The organism is Mesorhizobium sp. M7D.F.Ca.US.004.03.1.1, assembly GCF_003998635.1.
In the GTDB taxonomy this organism is placed as follows: Bacteria; Pseudomonadota; Alphaproteobacteria; order Rhizobiales; family Rhizobiaceae; genus Mesorhizobium; species Mesorhizobium loti.
Genome location: NZ_RZQG01000020.1, coordinates 1 through 20727, shown reverse-complemented (window position 1 = coordinate 20727; position 20727 = coordinate 1). Strand labels below are relative to the sequence as shown.

At 60.0% G+C, this 20727-nt stretch carries 17 protein-coding genes; 8 read left to right on the top strand and 9 right to left on the bottom strand.

The window, feature by feature from the left end:
- On the bottom strand, positions 1-594 hold a 594-nt coding region (locus tag EN935_RS02775; RefSeq protein ID WP_164771004.1), incomplete at its 3' end, for a glycosyltransferase.
- Positions 595-788: 194 nt separating this feature from the next.
- Between EN935_RS02775 and EN935_RS02770 the strand changes: the two genes are divergently transcribed.
- On the top strand, positions 789-1688 hold the full coding sequence (locus tag EN935_RS02770; protein WP_127263734.1) for a formyltransferase family protein: 900 nt from the start codon (positions 789-791) through the stop codon (positions 1686-1688).
- A gap of 107 nt (positions 1689-1795) precedes the next feature.
- Here EN935_RS02770 and EN935_RS02765 read toward each other — a convergent pair whose 3' ends face one another.
- From EN935_RS02765 to EN935_RS02750, 4 genes are all read right to left on the bottom strand, one after another.
- On the bottom strand, positions 1796-2827 hold the full coding sequence (locus tag EN935_RS02765; RefSeq protein WP_109672215.1) for an NAD-dependent epimerase/dehydratase family protein: 1032 nt from the start codon (positions 2825-2827) through the stop codon (positions 1796-1798).
- Positions 2824-4173 carry a UDP-glucose/GDP-mannose dehydrogenase family protein gene (locus EN935_RS02760; protein ID WP_109672234.1) on the bottom strand — a complete coding sequence of 450 codons (1350 nt, stop codon included), beginning with the start codon at positions 4171-4173 and terminating at the stop codon, positions 2824-2826. Before EN935_RS02760 ends, EN935_RS02765 begins: the two co-directional genes overlap by 4 nt.
- 252 nt (positions 4174-4425) lie before the next feature.
- Complete coding sequence (locus EN935_RS02755; protein WP_164757657.1) at positions 4426-5055, bottom strand: peptidoglycan-binding domain-containing protein; 630 nt, start codon at positions 5053-5055, stop codon at positions 4426-4428.
- 85 nt (positions 5056-5140) lie between these two features.
- The gene (locus EN935_RS02750; RefSeq protein ID WP_109672220.1) at positions 5141-5818 is read right to left on the bottom strand and encodes a hypothetical protein; all 678 of its coding nucleotides are present in this window, start codon (positions 5816-5818) and stop codon (positions 5141-5143) included.
- Positions 5819-6340: 522 nt separating this feature from the next.
- Here EN935_RS02750 and cysT point away from each other — a divergent pair.
- The 3 genes from cysT to EN935_RS02735 all read left to right on the top strand — a co-directional run bounded on the left by cysT (position 6341) and on the right by EN935_RS02735 (position 9348).
- Positions 6341-7207 (top strand): sulfate ABC transporter permease subunit CysT, encoded by an 867-nt coding sequence (gene cysT, locus EN935_RS02745; protein WP_126068072.1) that lies wholly within the window; start codon positions 6341-6343, stop codon positions 7205-7207.
- Complete coding sequence (gene cysW, locus EN935_RS02740; RefSeq protein WP_109672947.1) at positions 7200-8084, top strand: sulfate ABC transporter permease subunit CysW; 885 nt, start codon at positions 7200-7202, stop codon at positions 8082-8084. Before cysT ends, cysW begins: the two co-directional genes overlap by 8 nt.
- Before the next feature lie 127 nt (positions 8085-8211).
- Complete coding sequence (locus EN935_RS02735) at positions 8212-9348, top strand: sulfate/molybdate ABC transporter ATP-binding protein (protein ID WP_126068073.1); 1137 nt, start codon at positions 8212-8214, stop codon at positions 9346-9348.
- A 25-nt stretch (positions 9349-9373) separates the two neighbouring features.
- On the opposite strand, the gene EN935_RS02730 is transcribed toward EN935_RS02735, so the two are convergent.
- The 3 genes from EN935_RS02730 to EN935_RS02720 form a co-directional block, all read right to left on the bottom strand.
- On the bottom strand, positions 9374-9607 hold the full coding sequence (locus EN935_RS02730; protein WP_126068074.1) for a hypothetical protein: 234 nt from the start codon (positions 9605-9607) through the stop codon (positions 9374-9376).
- A gap of 169 nt (positions 9608-9776) precedes the next feature.
- Positions 9777-10802 carry a sulfate ABC transporter substrate-binding protein gene (locus EN935_RS02725; RefSeq protein ID WP_127373158.1) on the bottom strand — a complete coding sequence of 342 codons (1026 nt, stop codon included), beginning with the start codon at positions 10800-10802 and terminating at the stop codon, positions 9777-9779.
- A 616-nt stretch (positions 10803-11418) separates the two neighbouring features.
- Complete coding sequence (locus tag EN935_RS02720; protein ID WP_245463085.1) at positions 11419-11925, bottom strand: transglutaminase-like cysteine peptidase; 507 nt, start codon at positions 11923-11925, stop codon at positions 11419-11421.
- Between the two features lie 346 nt (positions 11926-12271).
- Between EN935_RS02720 and EN935_RS02715 the strand changes: the two genes are divergently transcribed.
- The 4 genes from EN935_RS02715 to EN935_RS02700 all read left to right on the top strand — a co-directional run bounded on the left by EN935_RS02715 (position 12272) and on the right by EN935_RS02700 (position 19756).
- Positions 12272-12664 (top strand): hypothetical protein, encoded by a 393-nt coding sequence (locus EN935_RS02715; protein WP_245468939.1) that lies wholly within the window; start codon positions 12272-12274, stop codon positions 12662-12664.
- A 222-nt stretch (positions 12665-12886) separates the two neighbouring features.
- Positions 12887-13258, top strand: a complete 372-nt coding sequence (locus EN935_RS02710; protein ID WP_109661470.1) for a metalloregulator ArsR/SmtB family transcription factor — start codon at positions 12887-12889, stop codon at positions 13256-13258.
- 352 nt (positions 13259-13610) lie between these two features.
- On the top strand, positions 13611-15383 hold the full coding sequence (locus EN935_RS02705) for an adenylate/guanylate cyclase domain-containing protein (RefSeq protein ID WP_109661472.1): 1773 nt from the start codon (positions 13611-13613) through the stop codon (positions 15381-15383).
- Positions 15384-15523: 140 nt separating this feature from the next.
- Positions 15524-19756, top strand: a complete 4233-nt coding sequence (locus tag EN935_RS02700) for a cytochrome P450 (RefSeq protein WP_127264906.1) — start codon at positions 15524-15526, stop codon at positions 19754-19756.
- Between the two features lie 22 nt (positions 19757-19778).
- Here EN935_RS02700 and EN935_RS02695 read toward each other — a convergent pair whose 3' ends face one another.
- On the bottom strand, positions 19779-20465 hold the full coding sequence (locus EN935_RS02695) for a Crp/Fnr family transcriptional regulator (protein ID WP_109661476.1): 687 nt from the start codon (positions 20463-20465) through the stop codon (positions 19779-19781).
- Positions 20466-20727: the final 262 nt, after the last annotated feature.

Below are 20727 nucleotides of genomic sequence, written 5' to 3'. Positions count from 1 at the left end.
ATCGACCGGGTTGGGGATAACCCAGCTTCGCCTGCGCATGGCAGGGCTGAAGTAATTCAGCGCTCCGTTGGTCATGGTGACCAATCCGAAGGCGAATGGATAAAGCTTGGCCCGAAGAAACCGCCAGATCGGGCCTACGTCCTGCAGAGCAGGATTGTTGCGCTCCGAAACCACAACGTTGAGGCCGAGCCCTCGACTTGCCGCCAGCGACATCACGTTGGTGCGCGTAAGAAAGCTCAGGGTCACATCCGGAGCCAATATCTTGAGCGTTCGACGCAGAAGAAATATCCGACGCACGCCTGCAACAATTGCCCTTGTTCTGGACCTTTTCACCTGCGGCAATCCCAATCGCACGATCCTGACCGCAGGATCGAAATGGTAGTAGGGCGGGGGCCCCGGTGCCTCGAATGTAACCAGGGTTACCAGCCAGCCTCTTGCGGCCCACTGGTTGGCGAGGACATTGACGACATGTTCGGTGCCACCGGCGCCCAGTCCAGGCAGCACGATCAACACGTGCGGCCGGCGCGAGTCGGTGAGCGGATGTTCAGCCGCAACGGCATCACGATCCAGAAGTGCCAAGCCGACGCCATCCATCGACCGTTCCAATCCCACAGCCCCGATCCGTTAACTATCCAGCTTTTTGCCGCTCGGAAGAACTGCACATTTGGGATGCATCGAAGACGATCGATTACCTCTAAAGGTGGACTTGGGCGTAGAATTGAACCGAACAATAGAAAAGGTCCGCGTCTCGCTGTCGCTTGCGGCACTTAAGCTGGAGTTCGAATTTGATGCGCATAGCCTTTGTCGGTGCGGTGGAAGGATCCCGTGTTGCTTTCGACGCCCTCGTCGAAGCGGGTATGACGCCGTCGCTGCTTGTCACCCTTGCGGCCGACGCCTCCACACGCCATTCCGATTTTGTCGATTTATCGGGTCCGGCGCACGCTGCGGGCGTTTCGGTCCATCTGACCAAGAACATCAACGCGCCTGATACAGTCGCCTGGCTCGAACAAGGCCGCCCCGATTTGACGCTGGTGATCGGCTGGTCGCAGATCTGCCGAACCGAATTTCGTTCGGTCGCCCGCCTTGGGTCGGTAGGCTTCCATCCGGCGCCGTTGCCGCGCTTTCGGGGCAGGGCGGTGATCCCTTGGACGATCATCGCGAACGAAAAGGAGACTGGATCGACATTCTTTCGGCTCGATGAAGGTGTCGACAGTGGCCCGGTTATCCTGCAGAAGCTTTTTGCCGTGGCGCAGGACGAGACCGCGCGTTCGCTTTACGAAAAGCACAAGCAGGCCCTGCGGGAAATGACACCCCTCGTTGTGTCAGCGATCGCCCGCGACAACAGCGTGGGCGTTGCGCAGGACGACTCCCTCGCCAGCTACTGCGCCAAGCGCTCGGCGGATGACGGATCGATAGACTGGACGCAGCCGGCTGAGACCATTCTTCGCTTTGTCCGCGCTGTCGGCGATCCCTATCCAGGCGCCTTCACTGTAGGCGAGGGCAGCAAAATCGTCGTCGACAAGGCACGCATGTTTGCGGAGCGAGGGCGCTACATAGGGCTGACTGGCCAGGTTCAAGCGCATACCGACAGCGGTTTTGCCGTGCTTTGCGGCGACGGAGCAACCATTGAGGTGACATCCTGGCGCGGCGCCAGGCCCAAGATACACGCCAAGCTGGTGTCGGCCTGAGAGGGCTATGCTGGCCCGCTCTGTGCCACGGTCAGGGGCGTTGGCTTGCTTGGAAAGGGGTCTGCCGCTTCAGCTATTTGTTTGGCCGCGTTTGAACGAAAGAATGCTCAGGCGGCGATTGTCGGCCGCGATGAGGGTCGTTCTTGCAGATACCAGCGTACGAAGGCAGCCACCCCGTCCTGGATGCTGGTCTTGGGGCGAAAGCCTGTAAGGGTCTCCAGGAGACGAGGATCAGCATAAGTCGCCGGCATGTCGCCTGATTGCATCGGCAAAATCTTCCGGATGGCACGTTTGCCAAGGCAATTCTCGATTGTCTCGATGAAAGATAACAGCTCCACCGGCTGGCCGACGCCTATATTGACCACACGCCAGGGCGCCACGGGTGACAGCGTATCGAGGACACCTGGGCCAGACACCGGCCGACCGGCCACGGGCACACATCCGATGAGCCGAACGATGGCTTCAACAAGGTCATCGACATAGGTGAAATCGCGTTTCATCAAGCCTTCGCCATAGACTTCAATTGGGCGCTCGTTCTGGATGGCGTCGACGAACTTGAAGAGCGCCATGTCGGGTCGGCCCCAGGGGCCATACACGGTGAAGAACCGGAAGGATGTCGTCGGAATCTGGAAAAGATGCGAATACGAGTGTGACATCGCCTCCGCCGCCTTCTTGGTGGCCGCGTAGAAAGTTAGTGGCCAATCGGCCTTGTCAGTCTCAACGAACGGGATCGTTTCATTCGCGCCGTAGACCGAACTGGTGGAAGCAAGCAGCAGATGTCTGGGCTTCAGGTCACGGGCAAGTTCAAGGACGTTGAAAGAACCGACCAGGTTGCTGTCGGTGTAGCTTCGCGGATTGTCGATCGAGTACCGCACACCGGCCTGCGCGGCCAGATGGACAATCACATCGGGCATGGCCGATTCTGCCGCCCGCCGGAGCGCGTCCATGTTTTCCAACTGTCCGATGTGGAAGCGAAAGGTGTCGTATCGCTGAAGCAAGGCATTTCGGGATTGCTTCAAGGCAACATCGTAGTACGGCGTCATGCCGTCGAAGCCGGTCACGGAGTGACCCTCATCCAGTAGGCGGCGCGCCAGATGAAATCCGATAAATCCGGCGGTTCCGGTGATGAAATACCTCATTCGGCGGCCGCGGCAAAAACAGATCTCTCCGCTGCCACGCCCTCGCCGACATTCACATACTCAAAACCATGCTTGCAGACCTCTTCGCGCCTGTAGATGTTACGAAGGTCGACTACTACCTGCTTCGACATGCAGCGCGACAGCCGTTCAAAATCGAGAGCGCGAAACTGGTTCCACTCGGTGACAATCACCAAGGCATCGGCGCCCTTGGCGCATTCGTATACGCCTCTCGCATAGTCGACGCTGGCGCCAAGCATGAGCTTGGCCTGTTCCATGCCCTCAGGGTCATACACTCGAACAGACGCCCCAAAATCGATCAAAGCCTGGATGATCGAGAGGGAAGGCGCGTCACGGACATCATCCGTGTTGGGTTTGAATGTGAGACCCAGTACGGCTATCGTTTTTGCTCGCACATTGCCGCCGCAGGCGAGCACGATCCTGCGGGCCATGGTGCGTTTTCGCTGGTCGTTCACGGCGACCGTCGTTTCGACCAGCCGCAGCGGCGCGCCGCTATCTTGCGCCGTCTTGACGAGAGCCAGCGTATCCTTCGGAAAACAGGATCCCCCATACCCGGGGCCTGCATGCAGGAATTTCGAACCAATGCGGTTGTCGAGCCCGATGCCTCGCGCCACCTCCTGCACGTTCGCACCTACGTTCTCGCAAAGATCCGCAATCTCGTTGATGAATGTAATCTTGAGCGCCAGGAAGGCATTGGCCGCGTACTTTATCAGTTCTGACGTGCGACGTCCGGTAAACATGATCGGCGCTTGGTTGAGATAGAGTGGCCGGTAGACTTCCGCCATCACTTCGCGGCTGCGTTCGTCCGACGGTAGACCGATAACGATCCTGTCGGGACGTTTGAAGTCGTCGATGGCTGCCCCTTCGCGAAGGAATTCCGGGTTCGACACAACTGCTACATCTGCCGCCGGGTTGCAGCTGCGAATAATCCGTTCGACTTCATCTCCGGTCCCCACTGGCACCGTGGATTTGACAGAGACCACCGTGAAACCGCGAACCGCAGCCGCGATTTCCCGCGCCGCCTCGTAAATATAAGAAAGGTCTGCATGACCGTCGCCTCGCCTCGAAGGCGTCCCGACAGCAATGAACACCACATCCGCGTCTGCGACTGCTGGCCCAAGCTCGGTGCTAAAGGCGAGCTGCCCCGTCGCAGAATTCTTGCAGACAAGGTCTTCGAGACCTGGCTCATAAATCGGCATTCTCCCAGCTTGAAGATCGACGATTTTTGCCTCTGTCTTGTCGATGCAGACGACTTTGTGACCAAAGTCAGCCAAGCATGCCCCAGACACGAGACCGACGTAACCTGAGCCAACAACCGCAATGCGCATGATCTCGCCACTCTGATGATGATTTTGTTCGATTAAGCCAGCGGCGATCAAGAAATTGGAGCGCGAAATCGGAGATGGCATTACCTCTTCCGAGACCCGCCGCGTTCTGAACACCTCAGCCGGCGCCATTTGACTACTCTAAATGTTGATAGCCTCCCCACGGGATTAGACCTGAGCGATACCTCCTCGCCAAAACGACGGCGAAGGATCGGTTGCCTTCGGCGCCCGTTGGCAAACGCTATTGGAACGGATTCACTGCCGTCCGTTTCCGTCCAGTGCCTTTACGAGCGTGCATTGAGACGAGCGGAACTTCGCGGTTGATGCGGCGGCGAACGCTTGGTCTATGGCTGCTTTCCGGCTCAAGCCATTGTGCAGGAACATCTGACCTTTCCTTCGAAACAGACCTCGCTGCTCGCAAAAGACGGCAGCTGACCACCCTGGGCCGCTCCGATCGACGGAATTGGACACGTACGAACAATCGTCGGGCCGAGACGACTTCTTCTGGCATCCAGCCAAAGCCTTTTTTGCTGCGTCTACCCCAGAACTATGTCCCCAAACCGCGATCCAGGTCCCGTCTATTGATCCGGAGATCGCTTCCCAAGCGTGTTTGCCAGGATCAAACCGCATCAACTGATCGAACTCCTTCTTCGTCAATTCTCCGGTCTGCGGCCGCTTCGTTTGTCGTTGCCAGGCTCTTAAAGCGTCCAATGTCCGCTGACCAATCCTGCCATCCGGAATGCGTGTCAGGAAATTACTCTCGAATAGCCTTGCCTGGGCTTGATAGACTTCTGTTTGACTCAACTGGGACTGCGCAATGGAGTGTTCCGACATCATCATTAGGGCCAAGCACAGCGCGCCGACCCCAGCACGGTGACTTTCCATCGCTCTCTCCGCTCTGGCTGTAGCTACCCTCATTTCCGGTGGCCGCAATGGAGACCTGCCGTCAGGCGCGGCTCAGGCATCGAAATCAAAGCGCGTAATTGGGCGCCCGGTTTGTCTTCGGACCACGACCTGCAGCGGTGGCTGGTTTTGCGAAGAGGAAAGCTCCATCCTGGGAGAACAGATCCGCAGGCATCATTTGGAATTCGCGCTGCGAATGCGGTACGTCCAATTCCCTGTCGACGATACGCCAGAGGTTGTCGAAGAACGACCCGTCGGCAAGCCGTACACTTCCCCCCTTTAGCGGCTTCGTGGAACAGAAAACTGTTGCGGGATTGGCCCACATGTCGGCAATCGCCACGTCGTAGTAACCAGGATAGGCGGCGTTGGGCTTGATGATGGCAAAGGGCGTGTTCTTTTCAGGCCAGCCTATCCGTCCCACAGTCAGGCATTCGCCTGGCTCGGGCAATCTTGCCTTCACCAGATAGGCCAGTGCCGCATCGATGCCACCGATTTGCGAAACGACGTGTGCCGTCAATCCCGCGCGGGCCAGGTGCATCAATTCTTGGGCCTGTCGCTCATAGATATCAGCCAATGTCAGGAAAGCCTGCCATTGCTGGTTTGGGCAGTCATTCTTGGCCTGGCAGAGAAGCCGCCCCGCCTCCAAAGCGGCTTCGATCCTCCTTTTATCCGCTTCTGCGAACGCTTCGCGCGCAGGACGGATGTGTTCGGCCAGTTTCATCAGCTCTCTTGAAATGGTCTCCATATCTTCTACTCCCCGATCGATATCCGGCCAGCATCTTATTGTTACGCCGGTTTGGCCCCACGCAGAACTCCCCCAAGGGTATTGCACGAGATGCTATTGAGACTCATCACACCTATTCTGTTGGGGATGGCTCTACTTTCGGCTGCATCTGCCTGTTGGCTTTCATGCTGACATTCGACAGCGGAGCGCTGCATATCGAGCATGGTGAGGTCCACGGCAGGACGTTTCTTGAGACATCGCACCTGCATATGCAGGCACTTGTTCCAGCGGCGGAGTATGAGCCGATTGAAAAATGAGGCGACCTCATCATTTCGGGGAGGGTGCTTACCCGACCTGATCCAAAGTCCGCCCTCTAAGTGGTAGCTGCACGACCGCAGAATTCCCGAGTGGCGACGAAGGATGAAATTCCACTGAGCGAATAGACGTAGTGGGAGGGATCGTTCAACCAACTTGCGCACTCAGACCTCTTCGCGCCATAGCGGAGGCAAGCTTGGTTGAGTGGGAGGGACTCCCCTGAACTCCATGACCGCAACATTCGCGACCACAGCACCCGCGCAGGCTGGGTGGCGGTTCAGACAGCCGAGTGTCATTCCGGGTTTCGGATTGACGCTCGGCTTCTCGCTTGCCTACCTCACCCTCATCATCCTCATCCCGCTGTCGGGGCTGATCTGGCGCTCGGCCGCCTTGGGCTGGCCCGAGTTCTGGGCGATCGCAACCGACCGTCGCACCATCAACGCGCTTGAAATCAGCTTCGGCACCGCCTTCATCGCGGCTGGCGTCAACGTCGTCTTCGGCACGCTCGTCGCCTGGGTGCTGGTGCGCTACCGCTTTCCCGGCCGCCGCATCGTCGATGCCATGGTCGACCTGCCCTTCGCGCTGCCGACGGCGGTGGCCGGCATTGCGCTGACCACGCTCTATGCGCCGAACGGCTGGATCGGCAAATTGCTGATGCCGCTTGGCATCAAGGTCGCCTATACGCCGCTCGGCATCGTCATCGCGCTGATCTTCATCGGCCTGCCCTTTGTCGTGCGCACCGTGCAGCCGATCATGGAGGAGATCGACAAGGAGGTGGAGGAAGCCGCCGCCACGCTTGGCGCCAGCCGCTTCCAGATCATCACCCGCATCCTGTTTCCGGGCCTGGCGCCGGCCATCACTACCGGCTTTTCGCTGGCCTTCGCGCGCGGCGTCGGCGAATACGGCTCGGTCATCTTCATCGCCGGCAATTTGCCCTACAAATCCGAGATCGCGCCGCTTCTGATCGTCATCCGGCTGGAGGAGTACAATTATCCGGCAGCGACCGCGATCGCGGCGATCATGCTGTTTTTGTCGTTCCTGATGCTTTTGATCGTCAATCTCGCACAGTCATGGAGCCGCAAGCGCTATGGCTGATCCCGAGATCAAATCCTACGCACCGCATCACGAGAGCCGCTCGGCGGCGGTGACCGAGAGCCGGCCGGCGCAAGCCGTCCTGATGGCCATCGTCTTCGCTTTCCTCGGCGTCTTCCTGCTCTTGCCGCTGATCATCGTCTTCCACGAAGCGCTGGCAAAAGGCGTTGGTGCCTATACGCAATCGCTCAGTGACGCCGACACGCGCTCGGCAATCCGGCTGACGCTGCTGGTGGCGGCGATCTCGGTGCCGCTCAACATTGTCTTCGGCATCTCCGCCGCCTGGGCGATCGCCAAGTTCGAGTTCAAGGGCAAGGCCTTCCTGACCACGCTGATCGACCTGCCTTTCTCGGTCTCGCCGGTCATATCGGGCCTGGTCTATGTGCTTTTGTTCGGCGCCCAGGGGCTGCTCGGCGGCTGGCTGAAAGCGCATGGCATCGTCATCCTGTTTGCCGTGCCGGGCATCGTCCTGGCCACCGTCTTCGTCACCTTCCCCTTCGTCGCCCGCGAGTTGATCCCGCTGATGCAGGAACAGGGCAATGGCGACGAGGAGGCAGCACTCTCGCTTGGCGCCAATGGCTGGCAGACCTTCTGGTTCGTGACCTTGCCCAACGTCAAATGGGGGCTGCTCTACGGCGTGCTGCTGTGCAATGCGCGCGCCATGGGCGAGTTCGGCGCGGTCTCGGTGGTGTCGGGCCACATACGCGGCCTGACCAACACCATGCCGCTGCATGTCGAGATCCTCTACAACGAGTACAACGCCGTCGGCGCCTTCGCCGTCGCCTCATTGCTTGCCGGCCTGGCGCTCGTCACGCTGGTCTTGAAAACACTTCTCGAGATGCGCTACGGCGCCGAGATCGCCGCATCGCGCGGGCATTAATGCATGTCGCCCAAAAGTGGGACCCGGTTTTGGGACAACGACATGCATGAAACAAGAAGTGTATGTCGCCCAAAAATGCCTAGCGGTTTTGGGACAACGACATGCATCGAATGAAAAGGTTCTGTCGATGGAAGTTCGCGTTGCCAACGTGCGCAAGGAGTTTGACCGGTTTCCGGCCCTCCACGACGTGTCGCTCGACATCAAGTCGGGCGAGCTGATCGCGTTGCTGGGGCCGTCCGGCTCCGGCAAGACGACGCTGCTCAGGTTGATCGCCGGACTGGAGCGGCCGACGCGGGGAAACATCTTTTTCGGCGACGAGGACGCCTCGCACAAGTCGATCCAGGATCGCAATGTCGGCTTTGTCTTCCAGCACTATGCGCTGTTCCGGCACATGACGGTGGCCGACAATATCGGCTTCGGCCTGAAGGTTAGGCACGGGCCGTCACGCCCGCCGGCGCAGGAGATCCGCCGCCGCGCCTCCGAGCTTCTCGACCTTGTCCAGCTTTCAGGGCTGGAGAAGCGCTATCCGGCGCAGCTTTCCGGCGGCCAGCGGCAGCGCGTGGCGCTGGCGCGCGCCATGGCCATCGAACCCAAGGTGCTGCTGCTCGACGAGCCGTTCGGCGCGCTTGACGCGCAGGTGCGCCGGGAACTGCGCCGCTGGCTGCGCGAAATCCATGACACCACCGGCCACACCACCGTCTTCGTCACCCACGACCAGGAAGAGGCGCTGGAGCTTGCCGACCGCGTCGTGGTGATGAGCCAGGGCCGCATCGAGCAGGTTGGCACTGCCGACGATATCTACGACACGCCGAACTCGCCCTTCGTCTACGGCTTCATCGGTGAATCGAGCTCGCTTCCCGTCAAGGTCGAGAATGGTGAGATCTGGCTCGCCGACCGTCCGATCGGGCTTGCCGCGCCCCACGAACCCTCGGGCGATGCGACGCTCTACTTCCGCCCGCACGATGTCGAACTGCCGGACGGCTGCAGCGGCTGCATCGCCGGCACGGTGACCGCCAGCCGCCGCGTCGCCGGCACGCGCCGGGTCGAACTCGAGATCGGTGGTGAGCGCCAGCGCGTCGAAATCGAACTGCCTGTCGATCACCCGGCGGCGCAGAAAAGCCGGGTCGCATTCCGCCCGCGGCGCTGGACGCTTTTCCCAGCGTCGTCGATTGCGATCCAGAATCGCACGTTTGCGCTTGCGAACTGCAAGAAACGCGTTTCGGAAAGGCCTGAGCGGCTAAAGCCCACTACACGCGCCGCCTGAATTGAGCCTTATCATTGCGTCGGCCTCAAGTTCGACGCTTCTTCGTATCTGGAGCCGGGGCCAGCATCGTGAAAGCACGCCCAATCTCGTGATCGCCTTCAGCCACGATAGTTGCCGAGATCAGTACGTGTTCTTTCTGCAGCAAGACTGAATGGGTCATTGTCCCAGCGGCCATCATTGTCGTCGAATAGCCCATGATGGACCAGCCTGAGGCAAGAAGGCGACTAAGCTTGTCGTCCGGTTGCTGTTCTCCAGCCATACGGTTTCTCCCGCGAGACCGAGAAGTTTGGAGGTGTGCAGACGCTGGCACTCCCTCGTTCTCGGTCCGGGGCCAATCCCACGTTACAATCGGGTCACCATTATGTTGATAAAACCGACCGCAAGGGCATCGGGGATGGAGAAGCCATCGGGAAGCTTCTCCTGTTCCCCTATTGAGGCTTGTAGATCTGGTCGAATATTCCACCATCGCCGAAATGATAAGGCTGTGCCTTCTTCCAGCCGCCGAAAAGCGGATCGTCGATGGAGATCAGCTTGATATCAGGTGTCTTGGACAGATCTGCCGGCGCCACCAGTTCAGGCTTGGCCGGACGATAGTGGTTCTTGGCGATGATCGTCTGCGCTTCCTTGGAATAGAGCCAGCCCAGATAGGCTTCGGCGACCTTGCGCGTGCCCTTGGCGTCGACATTGGCATCGACAATCGCCACCGGCGGCTCGGCCAGGATCGATGTCGGCGGGTAGACGATTTCGAAATTATCGGCGCCGAATTCGTCGAGCGCCAGATAGGCATCGTTTTCCCAGCCGATCAGCACATCGCCGATGCCCTTTTGCGCGAAGGTCACCGTCGAGCCACGCGCGCCGGTGTCGAGCACCGGGGCATTGGCGTAGAGCTTGCCGACGAATTCCTTGTTCTTGGCCTCGTCGCCGCCGTCATGGGCGTTGGCGTAGGCCCAGGCTGCAAGGTAGTTCCAGCGTGCACCGCCGGAGGTCTTGGGATTGGGCGTGATCACCTGGATGCCGTCCTTGACGAGGTCGCTCCAGTCGTGGATGCCCTTGGGATTGCCCTTGCGCACGAGGAAGATGATGGTCGATGTGTAGGGCGCTGAATTGTTTTCGAATTTCTTGCGCCAGTCGGGATTGATCTTGTTCGACTTCGAGACGATGGCATTGATGTCGCCTTCGAGTGCCAGCGTCACCACATCGGCATCGAGGCCATCGATCACGGCGCGGGCCTGGGCGCCCGATCCGCCATGCGACTGCTGGACGGTGACCGTCTCGCCGGTCTCGGCCTTCCAATGAGCGACGAAAGCTTCGTCATAGGCTTTGTAGAGCTCGCGTGTCGGATCGTAGGACACGTTGAGGATGGTGGTATCGGCAAACGCGAAACCGAGCGTGCCTGATAGAACAGATGTGGCGACCAGTGCGCCGAGCAGTTTCCTGAAATGAGGTTTGGTCATTTCTGCCTCCGTTGATAGCGGACTTAATTCTATCAAATATATAGAAAAGAAATGCATTCATCCGAAAGGGCAGACGTGCCGCGTCAGATAATCCAAAAGGAGAATCTTGCCTGAGACCTGCCAAAAGTCATGCCGCACGCGATGTGGGGGTGTCCGCTGGCGTGTGATGGAAGCAGCCCGGTGCACAAGGTCTGACGAACTCCACGAAGGCCATGCGCCGGCTGCGGACTTTTTTGTGGGAAGAACTTCCTCATTACAATCGTTTTTGGAGGGTTGAGCAACGGGGCTGGAAAAATGTCTCAGAATGACGCGGACCTGTGCGCCCGGGCGCGCGCACGGGGCATCACGATCTATCAGCGTTCAAAGACAGTATGGATTGCGGCAGGAGCCTATCGGGGGCGAGATTTTGAAGTGAAAGGACGTTCTCCAGGAATGGCGCTCGCATTCTGGAGGGAAGCCGCCCGGTATAGAGGGTCGGGCATATAGACCGATCCGGGCTCTGAAGCGCGTCGCACGGCAATGGATCCCGTCGATAGGCCTCAAGTCATCTTGTGCGCGTCGTTATCCGCCGCGCATTGGTCGATATGCATCGGTTGGGCCGAAGTTGTACCGAAGCTCAAGAACTGATCCGCACCCACTTCCCGTTGGCGGATTGCGACTGTCGGGCAAAGTAGCGATATGAAGTGCGTGACCAATCCCTGATGACACTGCCACGGTTGTCCAGGATCAAGTCTCCCTTGTCGGTTCGCACCGTAAGCACCGTGTGACCCTCGCCGCCGAGTGAAGCGACCGTCAGAAGCAGGGCGGAAGCAGGCCACCCGCGCTTCAAGAGCTCGCTCTTTTTCAGGATCGCAATGTCCTCGCAATCACCCTGTTTGGTCGGTAGACGCCAATCATCGGCACTGCCTGTCGTGACGAGGTCGCTACGCTCCTCGATCCGGCGATTGACGGACGTGTTCACGGCGTCGAGTTCGGCCTTGCGTGCTGGTGTCAGCGTCACCAGCTTGACCTGCCCGTTGGTGCTGCAGAGGCTTGGGTGGCTCGAACAGAAGACCCGGGCGGCCGGCGGTGGGAATGCATACCCCTTTGTGACCATCGCAGGGCTGGTTTTGGTTGTCTGCATGGTTTCACTGCAACCAGTTACCGCCACAGCTACGGCAACAAGCGTAGCGAAACGCATCACCTACCATCTCCTTTCGTTGTCAAGTCGCCAACAAGCCTCGCAGAAATTGGTAAATCAATCCTTAAAAAGGTATTTTCCGCCAATATACATAACAATATGTTACCAAACTGTGGAAATTGGTTGATAGCGCTTTGGTTTGGGGCCGGGTGCGTTTCCGTTGGAGGAAGAAATGCTGCGATATATGGCTTGGAAGGGCAGGTACCGCTCAGCTTTACTCATTTCATCTGCGCTTATAACTGCAAATTGGGTGAGTTGTACTCAAGCAGAGGAGAGTATTAGGCCGCGGTTGACGGCAGCTCAGTGTCAACCACTTACCGATGCCAACTATGCGCGGTGTTGTATCGCGATAAATCGCAGGAGTATCCTTTCCTCGGACCAAATCGAGCAATGCCCACCTATCACCACCTCGCTCATTGCGACCACGCTTGCACGTTCCGGCGACAACAACGGTCCTGGCGGTGGAGATGATCCGAGCGGTGGCGGCGATCCCGGTGGCAAGGGCGGCGACAATGGCGGCAAGACCGGCGACGATGGCGGCAAGACCGGCGATAACGGCGGCAAGAGCGGCGACGACGGCGGCAAGAGCGGTGATAACGGTGGCAAGAGCGGTGATAACGGTGGCAAGAGCGGTGATAACGGTGGCAGAGGTGGCGACTCCGGGGGCGGCTCCGGCAACTAGTTTTGAATCCGGCGACTAGGCTCGGATGTTGCTGAAGCCCCTGTAATATCCGCTTCGCGCCTGACTGATGCGATCCAATTCCAATTTGGTAAGGCGCGTCGCGTTCCAACCGGTTCAAGCGACGCGCTCTGGGACCAGCGTTGGCGCTTGGCCGGACAACAGGCCAAGTCGAACGGGCCAAGTCGAATGCAGCACAATCGCGAAGAATTTTCCATCAGGCGAATGCATCGTGCCAATGTTCTACAGGCGAACTCCCTGAATCCGGGGAGGTTCATTAGCCATGCGCAGCCAGTGGCTGCATTTCTGTCGCTTCTAGGCAATGAGAGAAGACTTCTGATTCTGAGCCATTTGACAGAAGGTGAAGTCTCGGTTGGTGAACTGGCTGTGCGAGTCGGACTTAGCAAGAGCGCTCTATCTCAACATCTGAGTAAGCTGCGCAAATACAAACTGGTCTCCACCAGGCGTCACCGACAGACCATCTATTATTCTTGTGACCTTGGCATCATTCAGAAAATCACCCAGATAACCGACGGGGCCGCGGGTCTGGCAGCAGTCGCGCGGACCGAGAAGCGTCGCGGGCCCTCCGCCGCATAAGTTGGTCACGTCGATGCCGGAACCCGTACCCTATGACGTGGCCAGCGCGCGCACGCAGCAGATAGGGCGCGCGTATTTTCCGTTTCAACGTCAGTCAGCAGTGCCAACGTGGCTTCCCGGCACGACGCCTGGTGCGTGATCCAAACCGGCGGTTAGGCATGCAACGATGCGGGTGGTCTGCGATCTGTTAGTCGATCGTGGTAGAGCTTTTGCCGAGGCACTGTTAGAGTTCACGACATGACAGGGCGAGATCGGCGCGGCGCATCTGCCAGGAAGACTCTTCCAGCAACGCGGCGAAGGTTCAGGAGCGGGTGGTCGCCTGTGCTGGGGCAAAAGGGACTGGGGCTCGAACATGGCTGAACGGAACTACACCCGTCAGCTAGCGACAATCATGTCTATCGATGCCGTGGGATTCTCGCGGCTGATGGGTCTTGACGATGAATCGGCCGTCGCTGCGTTCGAGGAGCGGCGCGACATCATCGCCGACAGTTGCAGTACCTTTGGCGGCCGCACCTTCGGCGATGCCGGCGACAGCATCATGGCCGAATTCGGCAATCCGATCGAGGCGCTGCGCGCGGCGTTCGATTTTCAGGGCCGCATTGTCGCGCTCAACTCATCGGTCGACGAAGCCATGCGCATGCCCTTTCGCGCCGGCATCAACACCGGTGACGTCATCGTCCGGGACGGCCGGCTCTATGGGGACGACGTCAACATCGCCGCCAGGATCCAGGAGTTCGCGCCGCACGATGGTCTCGCCGTCTCGGAAACGACCTGGCACCATGTGAAGGACAAGACGGCGGCCGAGTTCACCGATCTTGGCGAATTCATGCTGAAGAACATCGCCCTGCCGGTGCGCGTTCTGATCGCCGGGCGCATTGGCAGCGGGGCATCACCGGCGTCGTTGGTCTCGGCCACGCTTCCCGTCAATGGTCACCAGAAGCTGTCGTCCAAAGGTCCGCCCGCGATCGCCGTGCTGCCGTTCCAGGGCCATGGAGGCGAGCGCGACGTCGGTTACATTGCCGACGGCATAGCCGAAGACATCATCTACGGCCTTTCCAACAGCAGGTGGCTCTCGGTGATCGCCAAGAGCTCCAGTTTCCAGTTTCGCGATGACACTTTGGGAACGCGGGTAATAGGCAACGCTCTTGGTGCGCGCTACATCGTCAGCGGCACGCTGACGCACAATGGCGGGCAGATCCGTCTGAGCACCTCGCTTGCCGACGTCTCAAATGGGCGATTGGTGTGGTCGCAGCGCTTCGACCGGGCCCTGGTCGACATCTTCAGTCTGCGCGACCAGATCGGCGCCGAGATCGTTTCGATCCTCGATAAGGAGGTCGACCGGGCCGAACAGGCGCGGACCTTCCAAGTGCCGTGGGAAAGTCTGGAAACATGGCAATTGGTGCGGCGCGGACGCTGGCATATGAACCGGCGCACTCGCGGCGACACAGAAATCGCACTGGAGTTCTTCGAAAAGGCCTACCGGGACGATCCGAACTCGAGCGCGGTGCTGAACGAACTGGCATGGTGGTATTTCTGGCGGGCCTGGCTGCGGTTCGGCGACAGCGACGATCTGGACAAGGTCCAGCAGTATGCGCGCAAGGCCTTGCTGATGGACAGCCTGGATGCCCGCCCGCACGCTCATCTCGGCGTTATCGACATCATGAGGGGACGGCCCGGATCGGCGGTCGATCATCTCGATGAAGCGCTTCATATCAATCCAAGCTTCGCCTTTGCGCGCTCGGCGATGGGCAGTGCGCGCCTGCTGCTCGGCGATGCCGCTGGTGCGATACCGTTCTTTGTCGATACGGAGCGACTGAGCCCCTTCGACCTCTATCGGTTCCATAACCTGGGGGAATTGGCCGCCGCTTACAGCTTCGTCGAGGATTGGCCATCCGCGATCTCCACTGCGGACCGATCGCTCGATCTGTCGCCCGGCTATTTTTATTCCCGGTTCCTGAAGATCGGCGCCTTGACGAGAAGCGGGCGCATGCAGGAGGCCACGCGGGAACTGGCTATACTCATGACCAGACATCCGGATTTTTCGGAGCAAAGGGTGCGCTGGATACCGTTTGCCGACAAGGCGGCAAACGAATTTCTCATCGCCAATTTTGAACTGGCCAAATGACATGCAGCGAGCGGTGCGTAATCGAGGTGGCGGAACACCGACAACTGTGAAAACATTCACATACGCGAGACGGCTGCAAACCTAGGCCTTTGGGTAGCCGGCATCGCAATGACGTGGACAGCCGGGGGGCCAGACCGCGCATGATCAGGATAAAGTATTTCGATGCCATCCGGGCAGGACAGAAAAGCCAGCGTCCGCTGTCTGAAATGCCGCCATTTGACCTGGGACGCCTCCGCTCCAAGGGCGTCGCGTCGCGCATAGCTGGCTTTCTCTTCAATGATCCGCGCTGGGCGCTGGCGCTGCTGCGCCGGTTCTGGCCCAATCTCGCCATAGGCAATTTCCTGCTCGTGACCAGGAACGCCGACGTTCGCGACATATTGGAGCGCGGGGATGAATTCGAGACGCCATACGGGCCGGAGATGACCGAACTGGCGCGCGGATCGAACTTCATTCTCGGCATGCAGGACGGCGCCGACTACCGGCGCATGAAATCGTCGGTGCTGAGCGCTTTCCCCCCGGCAGAAATCGAGGCCTTGGTCAGGCCGATCGCCGCGCAGCATTCACAAGACATCATGACACGCGCCAGCCCCGGCTTCGACGCGATCGCGGATCTTATGAAGATCGTTCCGGTGCGCATCTGCCGCGATTATTTCGGCCTCGAGATCGATGATGAATCCGAGTTTGCCGATTGGGCCATGGCGTTGAGCGCGCTGTTCTTTTCGGATCCAACGGCGAGCCCGGTCACGCGCCAGCTTGCGGTGGTGGCCGGCGACCGGCTGATCAAGATCATCGACCGCTCCATCGACGCGATCCGGGAGAAGGGGGCCAAGGATGAGCAGCCGCTGGCAAGGCTGGTCCGCCTGCTGGATCAGGATCGCCTGTCGCTGACCGACATTCATTCGATCATGCTCGGCATGATCGCCGGCTTTGTTCCAACCAATGTGCTCGCTGGCAGCAACTGCCTCGACGTGATCCTGTCCCGCAGTGATGCGCGGCAGGCTATCGATGCAGCCTTGGCCAGCAACGACACCGGCGGACTGGACAAGGCCATTCTGGAAGTCATGCGCTTCAAGCCAATCTGGATTGGCCCCTGGCGCTACACCGTGCGCGACGCAACCATCGCCAGGGGCACGCGCCGCGAGCGTCTGGTGAAGGCCGGGACGGTGGTCATGCCGGCAACGCTGTCGGCGATGTTCGATCCTGAGGCGGTGCAGAGGCCCAACCACTTCGACACGTCGCGCCCGCATCGCGATTACCTAGTCTTCGGCTACGGCATTCATCAATGCATTGGCGCCGAAATCGCCAGGATCCAGATTGGCGAGAGTCTTCGCGCCCTGTTTCAGAAGGACAATGTCCGACGTGTGCGCGGCAAAGCCGGCAGGATGACGCATGTCGGCGCGTATCCGGACGGCCTTAAGGTCGATTTCGAGCGGCCCGCTCTTTGCCGCACGGTCACCCACTCTATGGTCACGGTGATATGCCCGATTACCCGGTCGGCGTCACTGGACGCCATCCGCGGCCAGGTCGCCGGATTTGGCAATCCTGCCAGCGACGAGATCCGTGCCGCGCTCAATACCGCCGGCACCATCCATTTCGCCAGCTTGGCTGTCGTCCCAACTGGCGAGGCGGGCAATGCCTCGGCTGATGGGGAAGGAGCGCTTGTTCTGGAGACATCTGGCGACGGCAGCACCGACGACGTCATCAACGCCATTACCCATGCCATCGGTCATAGGCTGCGGCCGATCTTCAAGGACGTGTGTGATCTTCGTGACGAAGACACGCTGGACAATTTCCTGCGCAAGCACAATGTCGAGATATCCCCGTCCTTCGGCAGCAACGCCGGATTGGTCTTTTCCGGCACGCCGGGCCATTCGGTGCAGCGCATCCTGGCCGAAGCCGAACTTGCTGATGCCGTTCGGCCCGTGGTCGAGCAGCCGGGCGCCGCCCATGGCGGGGCGGCCGCCATGCTTGACGAAGCCCGCCGGCATGTCCGATCCCTGGGAAAATTCGACTGGGCATTCGAGCCTGCCGAAAGCCTGCTCGAACGGCCGCCCGGAAAATGGTGGCAAGCCATAACGACCACGCTGCTGGCGCCGGCCGTGCTGGCCACTGTTGCCGCAGTGGTGCTTGCCTGTTGGCGGATGACCTACGTGCTGGTGTTCGGCGATCCGCCAGGTGTCACTTTCGGCAGCGTTGTCATAGCCGGCACGGCGCTTTTGCTGACTGTGCTTGGAATTCTGGCGCTGGCAGCCCTGATCCTCGGCCTGTGCTTTCTCGCCTTGCGGCGCCTCGAAGACATTGATCGCCCGCACAGCACGCCGGTCGACCTCGGCGCCCTCGACAAGATTCTGGCCCACGAGGACCAGCCTGGACAAGCCCAGAACCATCTGACGGCGATCTCGACAATGAAGGTTGGAACGTTGCGCAGGCTGGCGCTCAGGCTGTCGTTCTACCTGATCTCGATCTCGGCACAGAAGGTCTTCAAGCCAGGGTTCCTTGCCACCATCAACACCATCCACTTCGCCCGCTGGGTGCTGTTGCCCGGCACCAACAGGCTGATGTTCCTCTCCAACTATGGTGGTAGCTGGGAGAGCTATCTCGAGGATTTCATCGCCAAGGCCGCTGCCGGCCTGACCGGCGTATGGAGCAACACCGAAGGTTATCCGCGCACGCGCTGGCTCTTCCTCGATGGCGCGCGCGACGGCGACCGTTTCAAGCGCTGGGCGCGGCGGCAGCAGGTGCCGACCTTGTTCTGGTATTCGGCTTACCCTGGTCTCAACACGACGCGCATCCGCGCCAATTCCAGAATCAGGCTTGGCATCGCCTCTGCAACGAGCAGTGAAGCCCGTGACTGGTTGAGCCTGTTCGGATCCCTGCCGCGCCCGCAAACAAGGAAGGCAGAGGCCGGCAGCCCCGCTGCGTCCACCCCGTTGCCTCTCGAACAATTAGAAACCGGCGAGATACAGTCCCTGTTCTTCGGCCCGTTCGGATCGCTGGGGCATGCCCATATGCTGGCGATCGCCGTGCCCGAGAACCTTTCCAGGGCCAGGCGCAAGGCCTGGCTGGAGTTCATCGTCGAGCAGACCAGCTTCGGCGACGGCGTGCCGTCGGCGCGGGCGATGACGGTTGCGTTCGGTCCCGATGGTCTTCGCCGTCTCGGACTGGATGGCGGCGTCGACGACAAGCCGCTGGACACATTCCCCGTCGCCTTTCGCCACGGCATGGGCAATCCCGAGCGCAGCCGCATTCTGGACGATGTCGGCGAAAGCGTGCCGGACAAGTGGCAGTGGGGTTCGCCGCAAAAGCCCGTTGACGTGGTGGTGGTTTGCTATGCCGAAAGTTCGGAGAAGCTGAAGACGGAGATCGGTACCGCAAAGAGAAAGATGACGGCCGCAGGCATGAACCTCGTTTCGGACCTGGCGCTGGCGGTAAAGCGCGACGGCAAACGCGCGGTCGAGCATTTTGGTTTCGTCGACGGTGTCTCGCAACCGATCGTCAGGGGAACCGCCCGCGCCAACATCGGTGCCGCACCCATGCATCTTGTCGCGCCCGGTGAGTTCTTGTTCGGCTATCGCGACGAGCACGGTTTCTATCCGGCGTCGCCCTCCGTCGAGGCGTCGCTCGACCGGACGGGCATCCTGTCGGCGGTGCGCCGCAACCGGCAGATACCCGGCCTGCCGCCGCCACCGCGCGACTTCGGCCGCAACGGCACCTTCCTCGTCATGCGCCAGTTCGAGCAGCACGTCGACACCTTCAACGACTATTGCAAGGCAGCGGCTATTCAGGCGGCCAGCGAAACCGACAACCCGGCGATTACCCCGCGCTGGGTCGCCGCCAAGATGCTTGGCCGCTGGCCCGACGGCACCTCGCTGGTGCGCAATCCGGACGGCCGCCCGGGTCGCAGTGCCGATAATGATTTTGCCTTCGGCATCGAAGATCCCCAAGGACACCGTTGCCCGCTGGGCGCCCATGTTCGGCGGTCGAATCCTCGCGATTCGCTGGGGGAGGACCGTGAAACGCAGATCAGGATCGGCAAGCGCCACCGGATCATCCGGGTGGGCCGCAGCTACGAGAAACAGGACAAGAAGGGCAAGGTCGAAAAGGGGCTGCTCTTCATGTGCCTCAACGCCGATATCGAGCGGCAGTACGAATTCATCCAGCAAACCTGGGTGTCGTCGACTTCATTCCAGGGGCTTGTTGCCGAAAAAGACCCGACGATTGGTTCGCGCGACAGTGCCGGCAGGTTCACCATTCCATCCTGGGAAAAGGTCACGGTGCTGAAAGGCATCCCTCAATTCGTTACCACTCGGGGAGGCGGATATTTCTTCATGCCGAGCCGGTCGGCACTACGCTTTCTGATTTCGCGACTCTGATTCGCCCCCGGCGCCTCCGCTGTCAGTCGTCGTCCTGCGATTCGGCGATATGGCGAAGCGCGCCGGCGTCGACTATGCGCAGGCCGCCGCGCTTGATGGCGATGATCTGCCGGTTGCGCCAGTCGTTGAGCGTCTTGTTGACAGATTCGCGCGTGGCGCCGAGGAACTCACCCAGTTCAGACTGCGAGATCGGTATCCAGCCTGCGCCGTCGGCCAGCACGCTGCCCAGAAAGACCAGTCGTTTTGCCAGCCTCGCTTCGATGCCGAAAAAGGCCTGATCCCCGAGTTCACCGCTGACCCAACGCAGCCGCGCGCACAAAAGTTCGATCATGGCGCGCGCCAGGGAGGGGTTTTTCTCAATTCGATCAAACAGTTGTGTTCGGCTGAGCGAAACCAGCTCGCATGCAGTAAGACAAATCGCTGTGGCCGTTCGTGGGTGTCCGTCAAGTGCTCCGATCTCTCCGACCAAGCTGCGCGACAGCTCAATATTGGCCACCAGCTTCTGGCCGCCAGGCGAATAGATCGAGATCTCCACCGTGCCGCTCATCACACCATAGATGCGGTCGGCGGCATCTTCCTGGACGAACAAATGCTGGCCGGCGGCGTAACGTTCGAGTTTGCAACCGGTGAAAAGGAGATCAAACTGTCGAGGATCGATCCGCGCCAGGCGCGGCAGATCATGTCTGGCATTCGCGCTGGCGGTTGGCATGACGGCTTTCCCGATGTTGTCGTGACAGGATGACTGTACGGCAACGGCGTGATCGATCAAAGCTAATGTGATTTTGAGCGCTGCCCGCTTGTCAAAAGAAAGGGGACCGGAAAAACCGATCCCCTCCACCCCAACGCCCAGCTTGAATCGCGACCGATCGGCTCAACCAACGGCTATGCGAGAAGACCCAACCGCGAATGATCTCTCCCTCGCCTTGTTTGTGGAAGGCCGTCTGCACGCATGGCTGGAGGTAGGCCTAAAG